Source organism: Ruegeria sp. CDSC042 (assembly GCF_059610745.1).
In genome coordinates this window covers 19,484-35,505 of record NZ_JBXWOF010000006.1, presented here as the reverse complement: position 1 = coordinate 35,505, position 16,022 = coordinate 19,484, and the positions used below count along the sequence as shown (strand labels likewise).

Sequence of the window (16,022 nt, the reverse complement as noted above, 5' to 3'; positions counted from 1 at the left end):
GATTATTTGATAATTTACAGCTTCATAGGGCATTGCAAAGATGATCGTGGGATTGCGCCGGGATAACCGATCATCATGAGAACGCCACGGACAATGCCGCGCCGGAAGGGCTTTCACTTTCCCCGCGAGATCATCGCCTAAGCTGTATGGGCTTATCACCGTTTCGCCCACAGCACGGCCACTGTCGAGTATTTGCTTGCTGAGCGCAGTGTAATCGTCAGCCCGGCAATGGGTTAACCGCTTTGGCCGTCATTTCGCCGACTGCATCAAGCGGGACCGGCCAAAGGCGACCGACAAATGGCATTTGCACTAAGTTGTTTACCGATCACCGGTTGGAAATGCCGACTCTGGCGGGCAGTGGATGCGAATGGGAATACCCTTGATTTTCTTGTCCAACCACAGCGAAACGCCAAGGCGGCCAGGCGTTATTAGAGCGATTGATCTCGCAGTTCGGCAAACCCCGTGTCGTGATCACGGATAAGTTGCGAAGCTATTTCAAGCCAATCTACGATCTTGCGCCGCACGCGGATCACCATCGACATGATCTCACCATCTGCGTTCCGTCTCAGGAACCTTTTTGCTGCGCGGTGATCGCTCACGGCTTTATCGCTATCTGACACATAGCCCTAGCGGCGCTTTTTGCGCTCCCCTGCCCTGCTGCAGATGTCGACGAAATGAAGGCTGAATTTCGTTCCTGGCCGCGTGCTGACAAGATGAAATACATGACGCCGGATGGGCTTAGATCACACGCTCAAGATGCCCACGACCTACGGAAACTGAACCGCGCAAGACCACAAAAACGGTTATTGCCGTGACGAGTTTTGCGCTGCCAGCTAGTCAATTTCATGTGTCTCATCAGCGGCTTTCCGCTCTGTTACCGCCCCCATAACAGACCCGTATTCAAATGTTCGGTTGGCTACGGGAATTCCCGAATAGTTAGTTCAGTTTTAGGTTGCTACTCCGCCCCGACGGCAACGCAGGACAGAAAGACGATCTATGAAAATTGCAGATATTGGCAATTCTGAACTGGATCTCTGGCAATCTGGGGAAGCTCTTCTTCTGGAAATTTGCCAAAAGTTTGGATTTGAAAACGCCTCCTACGCCCACATCGACAAGCATCATAATGTCGTTCATGGCTGCACTACATTTCCAGAGGAATGGGCCAAGTATTACGTCGACAACAATCTCGTTTTGGCCGATCCCCTCATTCGTTTCGGCGCCCAAATTATCGCACCAATCGACTGGGCAGTGTTCGACGACCAAGCCGACTATGCAGCGCTTTTTCAAGCGGCCAGAAGGTTTGGAGTGGGGCAAAACGGTCTTTCCATTCCAGTGATCAACCCTTTTGGCGAGCGCGGCGTGTTTACCGTCACGTCCAATATGGCTCGTCCTGAGTGGAGCGCCTTTATCGCGAAAAAGCTCCCTGCCCTACGCCAGGAAGCGCAGGTCCTGCATCTGCTTGCCCTCGATGTCATAGAAACCGTATTCAACTTTCCTTCGGATTCCCTGTCTGCGGATGAACTGGATGTGTTGAAGATGTTCGCGTCGGGTTTGAAACCGACTGTCATTGCCAGGAAAACGCGGCACGCTTCGAGAACGATCAATGTTCTGATTGCCTCCATCACTACCAAGCTCAAGAGTCGGACGATCGAACAGGCGGTTGCCCGAGCTGTCAGTACCGGTATCCTCAAATGGAGCGATTTCTTTGCCGACCCCGTGGCAGAAATAGTCAATCCAGAACGTCAGCGGCTGTGCGGTGGGATCGTCCGTTGGGGCGGCAGGTCCCATGAGTTGATCGCCTTTGACGACGGCAGACTCGCTCGAAACACTGATAGTTTTCGGTCCGCCCAAATCACAGACCTCGCGAGAGAGTTCAACTTGAGTTCAAAAAAGATGGTCGAAGAACTTGGGTGTAACCGTGATCAAAGGTTGTGGGTCAGGTATCTTTGAATTCGCATTGAAAAAGCGCAGAGGCGCAAATTACACATAATTTCTCTTACCCGGGTTCGGCTTGCGCAGTCTTGAGCCGAGAGATTGTGGATCTGCTCACACCCAGCATACGACCGATCTCTGCCGCAGTCTTGCCCATCGATAGCAGGGAAATCGCCTCTTCGCGTTCCGTTGCGCTCAGTTTTTGCGGTCGTCCTTTACTCAGGCCGAAGGATTTGGGCCGATCTTCCACTGCACGGCTTTCCAGGTCAGCCAACCCAAGCTCATAGTCGATGACTCCGCCTAGTACTTCCAAGACCATACTCGCGCGCCCGTCTGCGGTATTGATCCAGGGTTCAGACATTGACCGAAATGCCGCTCCTTTTTCGTGAAGCCGTTCTAACAGATTGAATAGCTCTGCGATCGAGTCAGCAATCGCAGACAGACGAGACACGACGATTACGTCACCAGCCGAAACATCCGCCAGAAATTCCTCCAGCGTTTCGCCTCGGTTGGTCCCGTCCTGCGCGGTATCGCTCCATATGCGGTCGCATCCCTGACGCTTGAGCTCGCTGAGTTGAACCTCACTTCGGTACCATTTCGATGATACCCGCGCATATCCGATTTTTACCATTTTAAATCAGTCTCGTAGGATTGGATCACAGTAGTTCTTGACTTTTGCACGCATTTATGACCGTTTTATTGCACGCAGTTCTGCACGACAATAGCGCTGAATCTGTGCAATGACAATCGCCGCAGCGAATGACCGGGACGAAATGCAGCATTCTCTTACAGAAGCTACAAAGGATTCCAGCCTCTACAACGAGGACCTGGCCCCCGTTCCTATCGAGAAGCGCGATTGGGGTTGGTTTGAGCTCTTCAATGTCTGGGCCAACGATGTTCAATCGCTGTTTGGGTATACATTGGCGGCGTCGCTGTTCCTGACTTACGGGCTGAATGGCTGGGCGGTGTTTGCGGGTATCGTGTTGGCGGGATTCATTGTCATGGGGCTCGTCAACCTGATCGGCAAACCCAGTGTCAAATATGGAATTCCATTTGCTGTAATGGCACGAGCCAGCATGGGCGTTCGCGGGGCGAATTTCCCTGCCCTCATCCGGGCTGTCGTGGCTATCTTCTGGTACGGTGTACAAACATATTTTGCATCGACTGCACTTGCCTTGGCCATGGTCGCACTGATCGGGGAAAATGGCCCTGCAATCTTTCTGGGCCTCAGCGTCATCGAGTGGGGTGCCTTTCTGGCTGTCTGGGCCTTTCAGATTGCACTTTTCTGGAACGGTATTGATCCGATTGTCGGTTTTCTCAATTTTGCTGGCCCATTTGTGTATGCGGTGATGGTGGCGCTGGCCATCATGATCTGGGTCCAAGTCGGCAACGATCTCTGGCTGGAGGTCGGCACTATTTTCCGCGGAACCGGCGACTACAAGGGCAACTCACTTGGCGCATTCACTGCAGTCGTGGGCACAATGACCGCCTATTTTTCGGCCGTGGTGATCAATTTCGGCGATTTTTCCAGGTTCGTACGGTCAGAAGATGAAATGCGAAAGGGTAACCTGATCGGTCTACCGATCAATATCGCCTTCTTTTCCCTGATTGCTTTGATTGTAACGGCAGGTACTGTCGCAATCTGGGGCGAGGCGTTAACCAACCCGACCGCTATAATTGCAAGGGTCGATTCCTTGCCACTAACACTCCTGGCGGCGGCGACATTTCTGGCCGCCACGGTCGGCATCAACCTCGTCGCCAACTTCATACCACCCGCATACGATCTGGCGAACCTTATGCCCAGTCGGATCAATTTCCGCGTTGCCGGGATAATTACCTCGGCCTACGCGCTGGTGATTGGCGGGCTTTGGGTATCGACGATCAGCCAGATCGGTATCTTGGGGTTTGTGAACACATTAGGCGCCATTCTGGCACCTGTTTATGGGATCATCATCGCAGATTTTTATCTGGTGAAATCCGGTGAGCTGGACGTTGATCAGCTTTTTTCGGCGGCCCGCGACGGCCCCTATTTCTACAGTAACGGATGGAATATGGCCGCGATCGTGTCGTTCATCCTTCCGGCTACATTTTCGGTACTCACAGTCTGGGTTCCCATGCTGAATACGCTGTCAGGCTTTGCATGGGTGATTGGCGCAGGATTTGGAGGTGTTTTCTACTGGGCAATTGCAAAGCGCTGATAGGCTGAGACATCCACCAGTTTGATGCCTACGGGCAGAGCAACCGATTGCAGATACATGCAATCGGACTGGATCGATTTGTCTCAGACAACAAGCCGACACGGGAACGAACGTCGCAACCATGCAACGGAAACGGTTCAGGCCACAAACCCTGAATCGATGGGCGGCTATTGCCGCAAATCTTGGGGGCTCGCCCTCCGAAATCAAAATGGGAGGACCATTATGGTAACCGCAGAAACAACTGCAAAAAATGCAAGTACTACAGATCCGGAAGGTGACACGCTAAATCCGGTCACGTCCAATGAAAAAACCTGGGGCGCGTTTGCAATTTTCAACATCTGGGCCAACGATGTTCAATCACTGTTTGGCTATTCGCTAGTTGCGTCACTTTTTATATCCTACGGCGTTGGGGGTTGGACAGCTTTCCTGGCACTCATCTTCGCGGGGCTGTTCGTTATGTGGATGGTGAACTTATCCGGCGCGCCCGGAGAAAAATACGGTATCCCCTATCCGGTTCTGGCGCGCGCCAGTATGGGCACAACCGGATCCAAGCTACCGGCAGTATTGCGGGCCACAGTCGCTGTCTTCTGGTATGGCGTTCAGGTCTATTTCGCTTCGACCGCCCTTTCATTGTTGATCCGTTCGATAACAGGCATCAGCGGTGGTGCAGAGATGTTAGGGTTGACGGGCATCGACTGGCTTGCCTTTCTCCTCGTTTGGGTGTTCCACATCGTCATTTTCTGGCGCGGCATGGGTTGGGTCGAGACATTCCTGAACTTTGCCGGACCATTCGTCTATGCGGTGATGATAGGCTTGGTCATCGTGCTATGGCAGCGCGCGGACGGGCAGCTTCTGAGCGCAACCGCGACCATCTTCGCCAACCCAGAAGGAACCTTTGGATCTGAAGTTAAAGGCTTCATCGCCATATTCGGAACTATGGTTGCCTATTTCTCAGCCGTGATGATCAACTTCTCGGACTTTTCGCGCTATTCCCGCGACAAGGCATCCATGAAGGCCGGTAATCTTGCCGGTTTGCCGCTGAACATGATCCTTTTTTCGGCATTGGCGCTTTTGACGACTGGCGGTGCCGCCGTGGTCTTTGGTGAAGAAATCATCAACCCGACCGAGATCGTCGAGAAGACCGACAGCGTTCTGCTGGCCATCATCGCAGCGATTACCTTCTTCGCTGCAACCGTTGGCATCAATCTGGTCGCGAACTTCATTCCGGCGGTGAATGGCATAGCCAACCTGGCCCCTGGTAAGATCAGCTTCCGTCAGGCAGGTCTGGCCACTTCAGTCTTTGCCTTGGTAATTGGCGGTCTTTGGACGGCCATTATCTCGAATATCGGCATTGCCGGGTTCGTGAACACGCTCGGTGCGACTCTGGCTCCGATCTTTGGGATCATGATCGTAGATTACTACAAGATTCGGAAGGAAGAGCTGAATGTGGACGACCTCTACAACATGGAAGGCGGTGCCTACCATTATGGTAACGGTTGGAATGACTCGGCACTAATTGCCTTTGGTTTTGCTTCAGTATTCTCGGTCGCTACTGTTTGGGTGCCAGCACTGGGAATTCTGTCAGGATATGCCTGGATCATCGGTGCGATACTTGGCGGTGTTATCTATAACGCTATGGCCAAGAAGAACGCTTAATCTTTCAGAAGATAGATGGCGGGCGGCGCGCCGCCTGCCATCAGGTATTGAGGTTGTTGACAGTGGCTCTGTCCCAAAGCTGCTTGCAATGGAGCGCTAAAGAGATCGCAGTATGTCGCAGTTGGACCTTATTGCATGGATCAGAGACCTATAATGGTGTGGAATGCCACAACGAAAATCTGGCGCCTGGTCCAACCGCCGATACCTGGGCATCAAAAAAGCTGTCAGTAGAACCATCAAATTGTAACACCCCGCCATCAATCGTTGCCCACCGCAATAGTCCCACTTGCCTTCCCTACCAATCCACTTATGAAGTTCAATCAGTTGACCTAGGGGAAAGATTGCAATGCGCATGCGCGATACGTTCATCAAACCGATGCACCCGGAAGGTATTCGGTTTGTCGCGATCTTTGCCGCCATTACGTTCGGTCTGTTTCTCCTGTCTAACATTCTGGGCTGGATTGGTGTCGGCCTCACGATCTGGTGCTATTATTTCTTTCGCGACCCGGAACGCGTACCACCCACAGGAGAAGGGTTGATCGTCAGCCCAGCGGACGGGGTGGTTTCGCTGATCGAAGCGGCGGTGCCGCCGAACGAGCTTGGAATGCCTGACACGCCTCTCACCCGCGTCAGTGTGTTCATGAGTGTCTTCAACTGTCATGTGAACCGCACGCCAATTGAAGGTGAGATTACCGCTGTTGCATATCGCCCCGGCAAGTTTTTCAACGCATCCCTGGACAAGGCCAGTGCTGATAATGAGCGCAACAGCCTGCGCATTCGTATGAAAAACGGTCAGAATCTGGCTGTTGTCCAGATTGCCGGCCTAGTGGCCAGACGGATCGTCTGCTTTGTGAAGCCAGGCGCAGCTATGCAAACTGGAGAACGATTTGGATTGATCCGCTTCGGGTCGCGGCTGGATGTTTATCTTCCTGACGGCGTGGTCCTACAAGTGCGTGTAGGGCAAACGATGATTGCGGGCGAGACCGTCCTTGCCAGTTTGCCCACCCCTGAAGAAAAGTAGGTAACTGGATCAGTGGGAAAACCATCCAAACAGGAAGAGACCGAGTTTGCGCTGATCCATTTGTTGCCCAATGCATTGACCATAACGGCCATATGCGCGGGCCTGTCAGCAATCAGATTTGGCGTTCAGGGCAATTATGTGCTCGCTGTCCAGTTGATAATTGCCGCCTGTGTGCTGGATGGGCTGGATGGCCGTATTGCGCGCCTTCTCAGCAGTGACAGCAAACTGGGGGCCGAACTGGACTCACTTGCAGATTTCTTGAACTTCGGGGTCGCCCCACCGCTCGTTCTTTATTTCTGGGCCTTGCAGGATATACGCAGTGCGGCTTGGATTGCGGTTCTGTTTTTTGCGGTGTGCTGCGTCATGCGACTTGCCCGGTTCAATGTGGGCAGCAAATCCGAAACCTGCGATCAAGATGGGGCCTATTTCGAGGGAGTACCCGCCCCTGCAGGGGCGCTGCTTGTCATGTTGCCAATGTATCTGTCCTTCGCCTTCGCCGATGCCCCTTTGCTGCCCAGTATATTGATTTGCCTTTATATGGTGATCATCGGTCTTCTGCTTATCAGCCAAATACCGACCTGGTCATTCAAGACGACGCGAATCTCGCGCGAGAACGCAAAGTTTTTTCTCATCGGTGTCGCTGTTGCGGGGGCCGCATTTCTGACTTTCGCCTGGGCTACGTTGATTGTGCTTTGTTTCGGATATGTGGGCACGGTCGCCTGGGCGTGGCTCGACAGGGGAATACCTTCTAACCGTTAAGGACTCGATATGGACATCAAAGCCGTTCAAACTTCCTATGCTCGCTGGGCCCCCATATACGACAAGACGTTTGGGGCAGTTACCAATGTCGGGCGGCAGCAGGCGGTTGATTTTATCAATAGACGTCCAGGCAATGTTTTGGAGGTTGGCGTCGGCACCGGACTTTCGCTGGAACATTACGGGCCCGAAACGCAAGTGACCGGAATCGATTTCAGTGAGGACATGCTGCAAAAGGCGCGCGACAAAGCAAAAGATCTATCGCTGGACCATGTTGTCGAGCTGAGGCAAATGGACGCCCGCACGCTTGATTTTCCCGACAACTATTTCGATACGGTTGCGGCAATGCACGTGCTATCCGTCGTACCGGAACCGGAAAGGGTAATGGCGGAAATAGCGCGGGTCTGTAAACCGGGTGGAAAAGTAGTGATTACCAACCATTTCCAACGAAAGCGGGGGTTGCTCGCATCCTTGGAACGCGCGATTGCTCCGGTCGCAAATACGATTGGCTGGCATTCTGATTTCGATATTGAAACAGTTCTGCAAGAGGATGCGCTTGCCGTAGAGGAGCAAAGAACCCTTCCACCTCTGGGGATGATGACATTTTTGGTACTGAAAAAATCAGTTGTCACGTAACGGTTCGGTGAAAGAACTTGGTACGGCTGCAAACAGGAAACTGAGAAACACCAGCTTTCCTCGATATTTAAACAAAATTTAGCTTACGATGCTTCTTCGTGTAGCCACAACGCTTTGCTACCAAACCGTTTTGCGGTGTCTTCAGCTTTTTACGGTGTGTTTTCATTGCTGTTGCTCAATTTCTTCGCGAATTTCGATGCAGGGGTTGCTACTGTCCTCGGATCTCCATGGCCGTCGTAGGCACAACCCGCCAGAAACCGGCTCACATCGGCATCAACATCGGTGAGCAGATCTGGCCGCAGTTTCTCGCCCACATGTTCCGTGACCACCTCCGCTGCGGGGATATCGCCGGTTTCCGGATCAAGCCCGATATGCAGCTTGCGCCAGGCTTTGCGGGCTTTCCTGATGCCGTGCTTTTCTTCATGCCAACCGTCGCCGCTACGCATTTTCAGACCCGTGATGTCCACTATGAAGGTGATCGGCTTACTTGCGTCGAGGTGACGCCCAGTTCTGCACAACACCTTCAGAAATCCAGACCCTCACGCCACCTCGACGCCGGAGACTTTCGTTGTAACCCGAGCAATGGGGTCGTTCTCAATTACCTATACACAGCGGTTTTCAGAGAAACCGCCGCAAGTTTCTATGACCTTGCGTGTCCCGGGAGCGAGAGACTCATTCGAAACCCGCGAGGGATCGGGTTGAGCCAATTAGAGCGGTATATCTGCACGCTTGCTCTGACCCGGTCGCTCAGATCACACGCGGCTCGGCGCCCGGGAATAGCAACTGCAAATTTGACTTTGCGTCAGGCAGATATTTTTAAACATGACTAATAAATACCACATTTACTGATCAGGTTTGCAGGCGAAGGTTGTGACGCTTAATGGTAAACGGTTATGGACGGATCAAGACTAGGTGATGTTTCACTGGGGCACATCACAGGAACATTGAAGTGGTTTTCGGCTAAAAAAGGCTATGGCTTTTTAACCTGCTCTGTGACCGGCAAGGATGCTTTGCTGCATCAAAGTGCGCTGCACGATTTCGGCCAGACCTCAATCGCCACTGGATGCACGGTAGAGGCACTGACACGCGAAGCGCCAAAGGGGTTTCAAATTGTCGAAATCCTGCGCATTCAGTCAGAAGCAGCCCCCGCAGCGACAAAGCAGATTGGCAATGCCTCCCGGCAGATAGCCTCGACCTCGGTTCTGCCGGCCAGGGTCAAGTGGTTTAGTCAGGAAAAGAACTATGGGTTCGTCAATGTTTTCAATGACGGCAGGGACTGTTTTTTGCACGCAAACACACTAGCAGAAGCCGGTCTTGGATTCGTGAGCGTCGGAGAGGCATTGGGCGTTGAGGTAAGCGATGAATCCGGCGGCAGAGTTGTGGTTTCGGTTCAGGCCTGGACATGAAATAGTCCCGAGGATAGTCGGCAGCCAAAGTGCATCGTAAACACGGATTTAGCGCCCGAAAATTGCCCAGACCCATCTTCATCGCCAAAACTTCGGAGCCTTACGGCGCGCCGAACTTCACCACCGAAAACACCACATTGTCCTGATCAGGATGGTTCAACTTTGTCAAAGCCCCCATCAGGTTTTGCGCGATAGCAGCGCTGCGCTTTTCGCAATCTTGCGTGACAACATCCAAAATTTCATCATTGCGTAGAAATTGAAGGCCATCGGAGGCGACGATCAGAATATCGTCGGCACAAAGTATCATCGGATCAGCGGGGCAATCCAATTTGGCAATATCCCCGCCATATACGACAGATATAAGCGTGTTTCGGTCGGGATGACAGCACGCGGCTTCGGGGTCCAGCATTCCCAGATTCGCCATCATATCTATCTGAGGCGCCATCGAGTGATCCTCGTTCAGCTGCATCAGCTTTTGGTCACGCCAGAGATAGAGCGGCGAGTCCCCAATCGAAAGCCAAAACACACGATCTTGGATGCAGACCAGCGCAACCAAAGTCGCCCCCATGCCTTTGGTTTTGTGCTCTTTGATGCTGGCAAGGTGAACTTGGCTATTTGCCTCTTGGGTCGCGCGATGAAGGAAATCTGTGACCTCAGCATTCGATGACTCACAGCTCAGGCCGGCGGATCTCCAGCAGTTCATCACCGCATGGACGATGAGGTTCGATGCAACATCACCTGCTGCGTGCCCCCCCATACCGTCGGACAGAACAATAATTCCGAAATCGGATCCGGCCGGGATGTCGGTCAGAATGGCATCTTCCTGATAGTCACGTGCGCCCTGGTTGATCGCTGTCGCAACGTCAAACAATTCGACAGCACGTTCCCGTGCCAGATGTTTTAAGGCATTTCCAATCTGCATAAGAAATCTCTCCGAAAGTGAAAGAAGAAAACCCTTCCAAATAAATTCTGTACTTTCCTGCAGTGCTGGGGCTTCTCAATGATCTGGACCAAAACATGAAAGGCGACAATCAAAGCTCCAGTGCGACCGCTACTGGCGGTTCAGGCGCCACCCTATACCACAGGTCATGAAGGCATCAGGGATTGAGCGGCAGATCCACAGCCTGCAATTCTCCATCTCGGGCAATTGTCAGCTGCGCAAGTTCCACACCATTTTTGGTCAGTTCCTCAAATACGCGCGCAATGTCGTTTTCACCTTCAACCGCGATTTGCGAAGCGGCTTCGGACACAACAATGTCGCCGACGCGGACAGGCACGACGGATGATGGTGCGCGCAGAACCTTGGTGATCCACTTCCCATTTCCCTGACTGACGGTAATGAACTGAGTGCCATTGGCCAGTTCGACCACATGTCCGATCTGGACGTTTAAGGTCTGTTCGGTAACCGGACTGTCGGCGTCGGTTCTAATCCGCAAGTCCACAGATATTTGACCGCTATCCGATGCGGTCTGACTGGACTGGATCGCACGAATAATTGAGGCGTCATCCACTACCAGATTGCCATTTACCACATAAATGATTGTTCCGGATTTCAGCCATTCCGTTGCCGCTTGATCAAGATCAGAGCGCACAAGTGTGACCATGGAAAAGCTGCCCTGTGGCTGCGCAGTTGTGACAGTCGTGAAAGGCAAATCAACGGCGGGGCCGGTCCAACTGATCCAATTTACGCCGGGCGAAGCCGGGGCCGGAGTTTCAACTTCTGCTACGGGCTCGACAGCGGCAGGCGTGGCCTCGACCACCGTCGCAACCACAGTTTCTTTGGCCTGTTCGGCGACTACTGGCGCATTGGTTTCAGCGATCATCGTTTCACCCTGCCCGGATTCTCCACCCTGACTGAAATAATAGCCGGCGCCTCCGACCAGTCCGACGGCGATAAGCGCGACCAGGGCAATGGGACCTGACCGACCACGCGATGGCTTCTTGTTGACTGAAACCGTATCGTTGAATTCGACAGCAGATTCCAAAACGGGCTTTGCTTCGATCGGCATCTTTTCTTCCATCGCGTCCTGCCATTCCTGCACGGACTTGAATCTGTCTTCGGGTGGGATGCTGAGAGCGCGGTCTATCGCCCTGAGGAAAGCGGGGCGATAACCTTCTACGGCGCCTTCTAGTGGATCGTAACAATCCGATCCGTTCTGGGCCAAGGCAGCAAGACGGGTTTGGCTATCCTGCGGAGCGGACCCTTTGATGACATGGTAAAACGTAGCAGCCAAAGCATAAAGGTCGCTGGATTGATCCTGCTCACCGCCCTGCAGATAGAACTCCTGCGGTGAATACCCTTCTTTGACGACACGCAACATCGACATGGCCCGGTCGGATTTAGCTGCACTTTCGCGCGCGGCACCAAAGTCGATCACCACGGGCTCGCCATCCTTGTCGATCAAGATATTATCCGGGGAGATATCCCGGTGAAGCATGCCCTTACTGTGTATGAATCCAATCGCCTTGAGCGTGGTGCGCAGCAGGTTTTTCACTTCTTCCGGAGGTAGGATGCCGCGCTCTTCGATCGTATCCAGAAGGTCTTTGCCTTCGATGAAATCGATCGCCATATAGGCGGTTTCGTTGTCCCGGAACACCTGGTGCACACCCGCGATGTTCGGATGCACAAGCTTCGACTGATTGCGCGCTTCTGTTTCGAACGACCTGACAAGTGCCTCATAGGAAGACGTATGAGACTGTGAACGGGGACGAACGGCCGTTTGACTCCTTCTGCAGATTGCCTCGGGAAAGCACTCTTTGATCACGACCGTGCGCTCAAGGCTGTCTTTGGCCAAGTAGGTGATGCCAAAACCGCCGCTGTTGAGAAATCGAATAATCGTGTATTGGCCGGCCAATAGCCGGGTGCCCGGAGCGAGTTCGTCCGGGAAATGTTCGTTTGAGTGGACTGGTTGTACCATTGGAAATATTTACCCTACCTTGGTCAGCTGGTTCCGGTGCCGGCCGATTGTTGCTCACAAAATCTGTACAAAAGTGGTGTCAGGAACCTGGGGTTGATGCTTTACTCTCCCCATGCGGTTACTTCGGCATCGGGCCCTTCTAGTTCGCTCCAAACTTCGACACGGCGGTTTTTGGCACGGCCAATCGAGTTGGTGTTGCACGCAACCGGGGCCATTTCCCCGTAACCACGCACCTCGACCAAAGTGCCATTTGGTTCGATGGTTTTGTTCAGCTCTTGAAGCACCTTTTTGGCGCGCGCTAACGAAAGCTGACGGTTTTTGCCAAAGCTGCCGCCGGCATCGGCAAAACCGGCCAAAACGATCTTATAGGGTTCGACATCCCGGATATATTCAGCAATTCGGGCGATATCCCGCTTCGCCTTGTTGTCCAGGCTGGACGAGCTGGGCGCAAAACGGAACGTCGTTGAAAGGCGCCTGGTCGCTAATTTTTCCGCAACATAGGACCGTATCTCAGCCGAATTTGCCGAAACCGCCATGGCTTCGATGCTCGCCTTCAGCTGTTCGAACTTTGCGTCCTCTTCCTGTTCGACAACAGACAAGCTTGTGACCCCGGACTTTGAAACCAGCCCGTCAATTTCAGGACTATCCAAAAAGGACACCAAGGCTGTGGTAAAGCTTCCGGAATCGCGACCATTATAGGCGGTCACCCGATTTTGTAGCCCATATTCTTCGGTTTTCATCGAAAACTGGTTTGGCAGATGGACAATGCCACATTCGCTGAGCAGAGGCACCGCCCTCGCATCGCGGATCGTAGAATACCGCATGACACCAAAGCCATACCGGTCGGATTCGATTGCACGGGAAAGTGCGCGATCAGAATTTACGATTTCGGCACCGGGGGACAACTCACGCCCAAATGGAGACAGGATCAAACCCTCAATTCGGTGAAACGCCCCAGAGGATTTGGGCAGCGAGTAGACGTTGATATTTTGATCTGGCCCGCCGAGCTGTTTCCAGTTGGTAATTTCACCGGACAATATCTGCGAAATCTGATCAACCGTCAGAGCCTTCGTGCCATTTGCAGGATTGACCGAAGCCGTATAGCCATCAACCGCCAGCACATGCTCTTGCTGCAAAGCTGTAAGATCGCCAAGACCACTCTTCCTGGCCTTTCGATACATTTCAGCTGAAACCGGCTCCTCGCTGATAATCAAATCGCTCTGACCGGCAATGAGAGACTCGAACAAGTCCTGCCCGGTTGCTTCTTTGACAAGGATATTGTGAACCGGTTCAGCCGCGTCATCGGTGATCAGGATATCAAAGGCCTTTCGTCCTTCGATCGTCGAAACCTTGCCGGCATCTGTGTCAAATCCGTGCTGCTCTCCCAGTGGTACACCCTGCAGATCAAAAGTGTCCGAGAACAGTTCCCGCTCGGAGGCAAACCCATCTACGACAAGAGGAAGGAGGATATCCGCCAGACCTCCTGCGCCAGAAACCACCATGTCGGTATCCGAAGGCAAACTTTTCGGGCAGCCTGAACCCTGACAAAGAAATTCAGACGCGTTTAGAGAAAGCACACCAACATTGGAACGGACAATGAATTTCCCTGGCTGGATATCTACCAGCTCACCTGTCACCGACCTGGACCCGTTTTTCGCGGTCAGCGTGACATCCTGCGCATGCCCCGAAGAAGCAATGACCACAAAGCCTGCTGCAGCTGCGTATTTGGACAAACTCATCATACTCGTCTAAAACCCCGGATAAATTTTAACGCGTGACGCGGAAGCCGCAGCACAATGGCCGCGGCTTCCAATCATGTGATTATTCTTTGATCCACACTTCAACACGGCGGTTGATGGCGCGGCCACGCGGGCTGTCATTGCAGGCCACGGGTTCCAGCTCGCCGTATCCGGATGCCTTCAGCGTTATGCCTTCAAGCTCGCCACCCGTTGCCACTTCGATCAGATGATCCAATGCGGCTTCGGCGCGCTCCTGCGAAATCAGCAGGTTCGAGTCAAAGGGGCCTTTGTTATCTGTAAACCCAACGATAACGACCTCGGTTGGTTTGCTCTCACCCAGGTATTTGATCATCCGTGCCAAATCCCGCTCGGCCTTGTTGTCAAAACGCTTAGAGCCGGGCGCAAAACGGAACGTTGTCGAAAGACGATCATGGGTATTCATGTTTTTCAGAAGGCTCTCGACCAGTTCGGCCTCGTATTCATTTTCACCTTCTTCAAGCTCGGCCGCCAGCCGTTCAGAAGCTCGCTCCTGACTGTCCGCTGTGATCGACAGGTCGATATATCCAGCCTTTGCAACCAGTCCATCCAGCCCGTCAGTGTCCAGAAAATCAACCAATTCACGCGCATAGCCGTCGATATCCGCGCGGTTGTAGACCACAACCCGTTCCTGCAGATAGTATTCTTCGGTCTTGAGGTTAAAGGTGCTCGGGTCCTGAATGATCCCGCAGGTTGTGCGCAGCGGAACAGCGCGCGCCGAGCGCTTGGCCGCATAGTTCACGATACCAAAGCCAGCGACATCTTCCATGATCGCGGTCGTCAATTCGGTTCTGTCATGGACGATACTGGATTCAGTTGTCAGAGATTTGTCCGACTTTTTGAACAGAAGCTTTTCAATGTGGTGATAAGCTTCGGTGTCAGGGTCGAAGGAATACACGTGAATGGGTGCATCGGACCCACCAACCTCGGACCAGTTTGTAATGTCGCCGGACATGATATCGCGCGCCTGCTTAACGCTCAGATCAGGGATCTGGTTCAAAGGGTTCACGATCATCGCAAATCCGTCCACGGCAATGACGCGTTCCTGGTCGAAATCGCGCAGATTTCCACCACCGCCTTCGGATACGATTGAACGATCCGCTTTACCGGCCGGCGTTTCCGAGAAGATGATCGACGCGTCTTTCTTGGCCATCCGCTCGAACAAGCGCGCACCATTCGCCGTATGAATGCCGAACGTGGCAACGTCGTCGCCTTCAAGATCGCTCAGCACCAAGGCAAAGTCATGTTCTTCGCCAAACTTGTGGTCGCCCACATCGACAGTCTCGGTATCAACCGGTTCACCGTTTTCGTCATACAGCTGGGCTTCGGCTTCCAACGCGACCGCGGCATAGCCCTCGGCAATAATCGGAACCAGAACTTCGGCGATTTCGTCCGGTGCGGAAATCTCAAGATCATAGACGTATGTCTGTTCGGTCGGACAGGCTTCGCCCTCACAGGTCACAAGATCCTGGTTGATCACAAACTCGCCAATATCGGTTTCGACCAGATATTTCCCGTCTTTCGACGACAAAAGATTGCCAATAACATCGATATTGCTGTCTTTCCCGACCAGACGCACCTCTTGCGCGAGTGAGCCTGTGGTGATACAACCTGTGATTACAGAGGCGGCGAACAGCCGCTGGAATGTCGAATTTAACATCTTAACTCCTCGAGTTAGCACTCATTTGGTGTTTTTTTGATGCATGTTTTTGTGCATCAAAAGA

General features: G+C 53.0%; 13 protein-coding genes and 1 pseudogene. 8 read left to right on the top strand and 6 right to left on the bottom strand.

Translation table 11 applies throughout. The features are described 5' to 3' along the window. Nucleotides 1-75: 75 nt before the first annotated feature. Together AC2FHX_RS13285 and AC2FHX_RS13280 are read left to right on the top strand one after the other, a co-directional pair. Nucleotides 76-542, top strand: a pseudogene (locus tag AC2FHX_RS13285) (IS6 family transposase); the annotation flags it as partial. 454 nt (nt 543-996) lie between these two features. Then, on the top strand, nt 997-1,950 hold the full coding sequence (locus tag AC2FHX_RS13280) for a helix-turn-helix transcriptional regulator (protein WP_496702377.1): 954 nt from the start codon (nt 997-999) through the stop codon (nt 1,948-1,950). A 46-nt stretch (nt 1,951-1,996) separates the two neighbouring features. Here AC2FHX_RS13280 and AC2FHX_RS13275 read toward each other — a convergent pair whose 3' ends face one another. Next, nucleotides 1,997-2,563: a recombinase family protein gene (locus AC2FHX_RS13275; RefSeq protein ID WP_496691418.1), complete on the bottom strand. Its 567-nt coding sequence runs from the start codon at nt 2,561-2,563 to the stop codon at nt 1,997-1,999. 109 nt (nt 2,564-2,672) lie between these two features. On the opposite strand from AC2FHX_RS13275, the gene AC2FHX_RS13270 reads away from it, so the two are divergent. From AC2FHX_RS13270 to AC2FHX_RS13250, 5 genes are all read left to right on the top strand, one after another. Beyond that, the gene (locus AC2FHX_RS13270; RefSeq protein ID WP_496702379.1) at nt 2,673-4,130 is read left to right on the top strand and encodes an NCS1 family nucleobase:cation symporter-1; all 1,458 of its coding nucleotides are present in this window, start codon (nt 2,673-2,675) and stop codon (nt 4,128-4,130) included. Nucleotides 4,131-4,352: 222 nt separating this feature from the next. Beyond that, a complete protein-coding gene (locus tag AC2FHX_RS13265) occupies nt 4,353-5,786 on the top strand; it encodes an NCS1 family nucleobase:cation symporter-1 (RefSeq protein WP_496702381.1) in 1,434 nt (477 codons plus the stop codon). A gap of 346 nt (nt 5,787-6,132) precedes the next feature. Next, the gene (locus AC2FHX_RS13260; protein ID WP_496702383.1) at nt 6,133-6,807 is read left to right on the top strand and encodes a phosphatidylserine decarboxylase; all 675 of its coding nucleotides are present in this window, start codon (nt 6,133-6,135) and stop codon (nt 6,805-6,807) included. A gap of 12 nt (nt 6,808-6,819) precedes the next feature. Then, nucleotides 6,820-7,566 (top strand): CDP-diacylglycerol--serine O-phosphatidyltransferase, encoded by a 747-nt coding sequence (gene pssA, locus AC2FHX_RS13255; protein ID WP_496702385.1) that lies wholly within the window; start codon nt 6,820-6,822, stop codon nt 7,564-7,566. 9 nt (nt 7,567-7,575) lie between these two features. After that, nucleotides 7,576-8,199 (top strand): class I SAM-dependent methyltransferase, encoded by a 624-nt coding sequence (locus AC2FHX_RS13250; RefSeq protein ID WP_496702386.1) that lies wholly within the window; start codon nt 7,576-7,578, stop codon nt 8,197-8,199. A 149-nt stretch (nt 8,200-8,348) separates the two neighbouring features. Here AC2FHX_RS13250 and AC2FHX_RS13245 read toward each other — a convergent pair whose 3' ends face one another. After that, entirely contained in the window at nt 8,349-8,645 is a 297-nt protein-coding gene (locus AC2FHX_RS13245; RefSeq protein WP_496702388.1) for a hypothetical protein, read from the bottom strand. A 447-nt stretch (nt 8,646-9,092) separates the two neighbouring features. On the opposite strand from AC2FHX_RS13245, the gene AC2FHX_RS13240 reads away from it, so the two are divergent. After that, complete coding sequence (locus AC2FHX_RS13240) at nt 9,093-9,605, top strand: cold shock domain-containing protein (protein ID WP_496702390.1); 513 nt, start codon at nt 9,093-9,095, stop codon at nt 9,603-9,605. 100 nt (nt 9,606-9,705) lie between these two features. Here the strand turns inward: AC2FHX_RS13240 and AC2FHX_RS13235 are convergent, their stop codons facing one another. The 4 genes from AC2FHX_RS13235 to AC2FHX_RS13220 all read right to left on the bottom strand — a co-directional run bounded on the left by AC2FHX_RS13235 (nt 9,706) and on the right by AC2FHX_RS13220 (nt 15,958). Further along, nucleotides 9,706-10,527 carry a PP2C family protein-serine/threonine phosphatase gene (locus AC2FHX_RS13235; RefSeq protein WP_496702392.1) on the bottom strand — a complete coding sequence of 274 codons (822 nt, stop codon included), beginning with the start codon at nt 10,525-10,527 and terminating at the stop codon, nt 9,706-9,708. A gap of 175 nt (nt 10,528-10,702) precedes the next feature. Beyond that, a complete protein-coding gene (locus AC2FHX_RS13230; protein ID WP_496702393.1) occupies nt 10,703-12,523 on the bottom strand; it encodes a serine/threonine protein kinase in 1,821 nt (606 codons plus the stop codon). Between the two features lie 101 nt (nt 12,524-12,624). Further along, the gene (locus tag AC2FHX_RS13225; protein WP_496702395.1) at nt 12,625-14,262 is read right to left on the bottom strand and encodes a phosphate ABC transporter substrate-binding/OmpA family protein; all 1,638 of its coding nucleotides are present in this window, start codon (nt 14,260-14,262) and stop codon (nt 12,625-12,627) included. 82 nt (nt 14,263-14,344) lie between these two features. Beyond that, nucleotides 14,345-15,958: a phosphate ABC transporter substrate-binding/OmpA family protein gene (locus tag AC2FHX_RS13220; RefSeq protein WP_496702397.1), complete on the bottom strand. Its 1,614-nt coding sequence runs from the start codon at nt 15,956-15,958 to the stop codon at nt 14,345-14,347. Nucleotides 15,959-16,022: the final 64 nt, after the last annotated feature.

Bases quoted from the DNA above. Each gene is read 5' to 3' on its own strand.
- AC2FHX_RS13280 (WP_496702377.1), top strand. From the start codon at position 997: ATGAAAATTGCAGATATTGGCAATTCTGAACTGGATCTCTGGCAATCT.
- AC2FHX_RS13240 (WP_496702390.1), top strand. From the start codon at position 9,093: ATGGACGGATCAAGACTAGGTGATGTTTCACTGGGGCACATCACAGGA.
- AC2FHX_RS13225 (WP_496702395.1), bottom strand. From the start codon at position 14,262: ATGAGTTTGTCCAAATACGCAGCTGCAGCAGGCTTTGTGGTCATTGCT.
- AC2FHX_RS13235 (WP_496702392.1), bottom strand. From the start codon at position 10,527: ATGCAGATTGGAAATGCCTTAAAACATCTGGCACGGGAACGTGCTGTC.
- AC2FHX_RS13265 (WP_496702381.1), top strand. From the start codon at position 4,353: ATGGTAACCGCAGAAACAACTGCAAAAAATGCAAGTACTACAGATCCG.
- AC2FHX_RS13245 (WP_496702388.1), bottom strand. From the start codon at position 8,645: ATGCGTAGCGGCGACGGTTGGCATGAAGAAAAGCACGGCATCAGGAAA.
- AC2FHX_RS13250 (WP_496702386.1), top strand. From the start codon at position 7,576: ATGGACATCAAAGCCGTTCAAACTTCCTATGCTCGCTGGGCCCCCATA.
- AC2FHX_RS13230 (WP_496702393.1), bottom strand. From the start codon at position 12,523: ATGGTACAACCAGTCCACTCAAACGAACATTTCCCGGACGAACTCGCT.
- AC2FHX_RS13275 (WP_496691418.1), bottom strand. From the start codon at position 2,563: ATGGTAAAAATCGGATATGCGCGGGTATCATCGAAATGGTACCGAAGT.
- AC2FHX_RS13260 (WP_496702383.1), top strand. From the start codon at position 6,133: ATGCGCATGCGCGATACGTTCATCAAACCGATGCACCCGGAAGGTATT.
- AC2FHX_RS13220 (WP_496702397.1), bottom strand. From the start codon at position 15,958: ATGTTAAATTCGACATTCCAGCGGCTGTTCGCCGCCTCTGTAATCACA.
- AC2FHX_RS13270 (WP_496702379.1), top strand. From the start codon at position 2,673: ATGACAATCGCCGCAGCGAATGACCGGGACGAAATGCAGCATTCTCTT.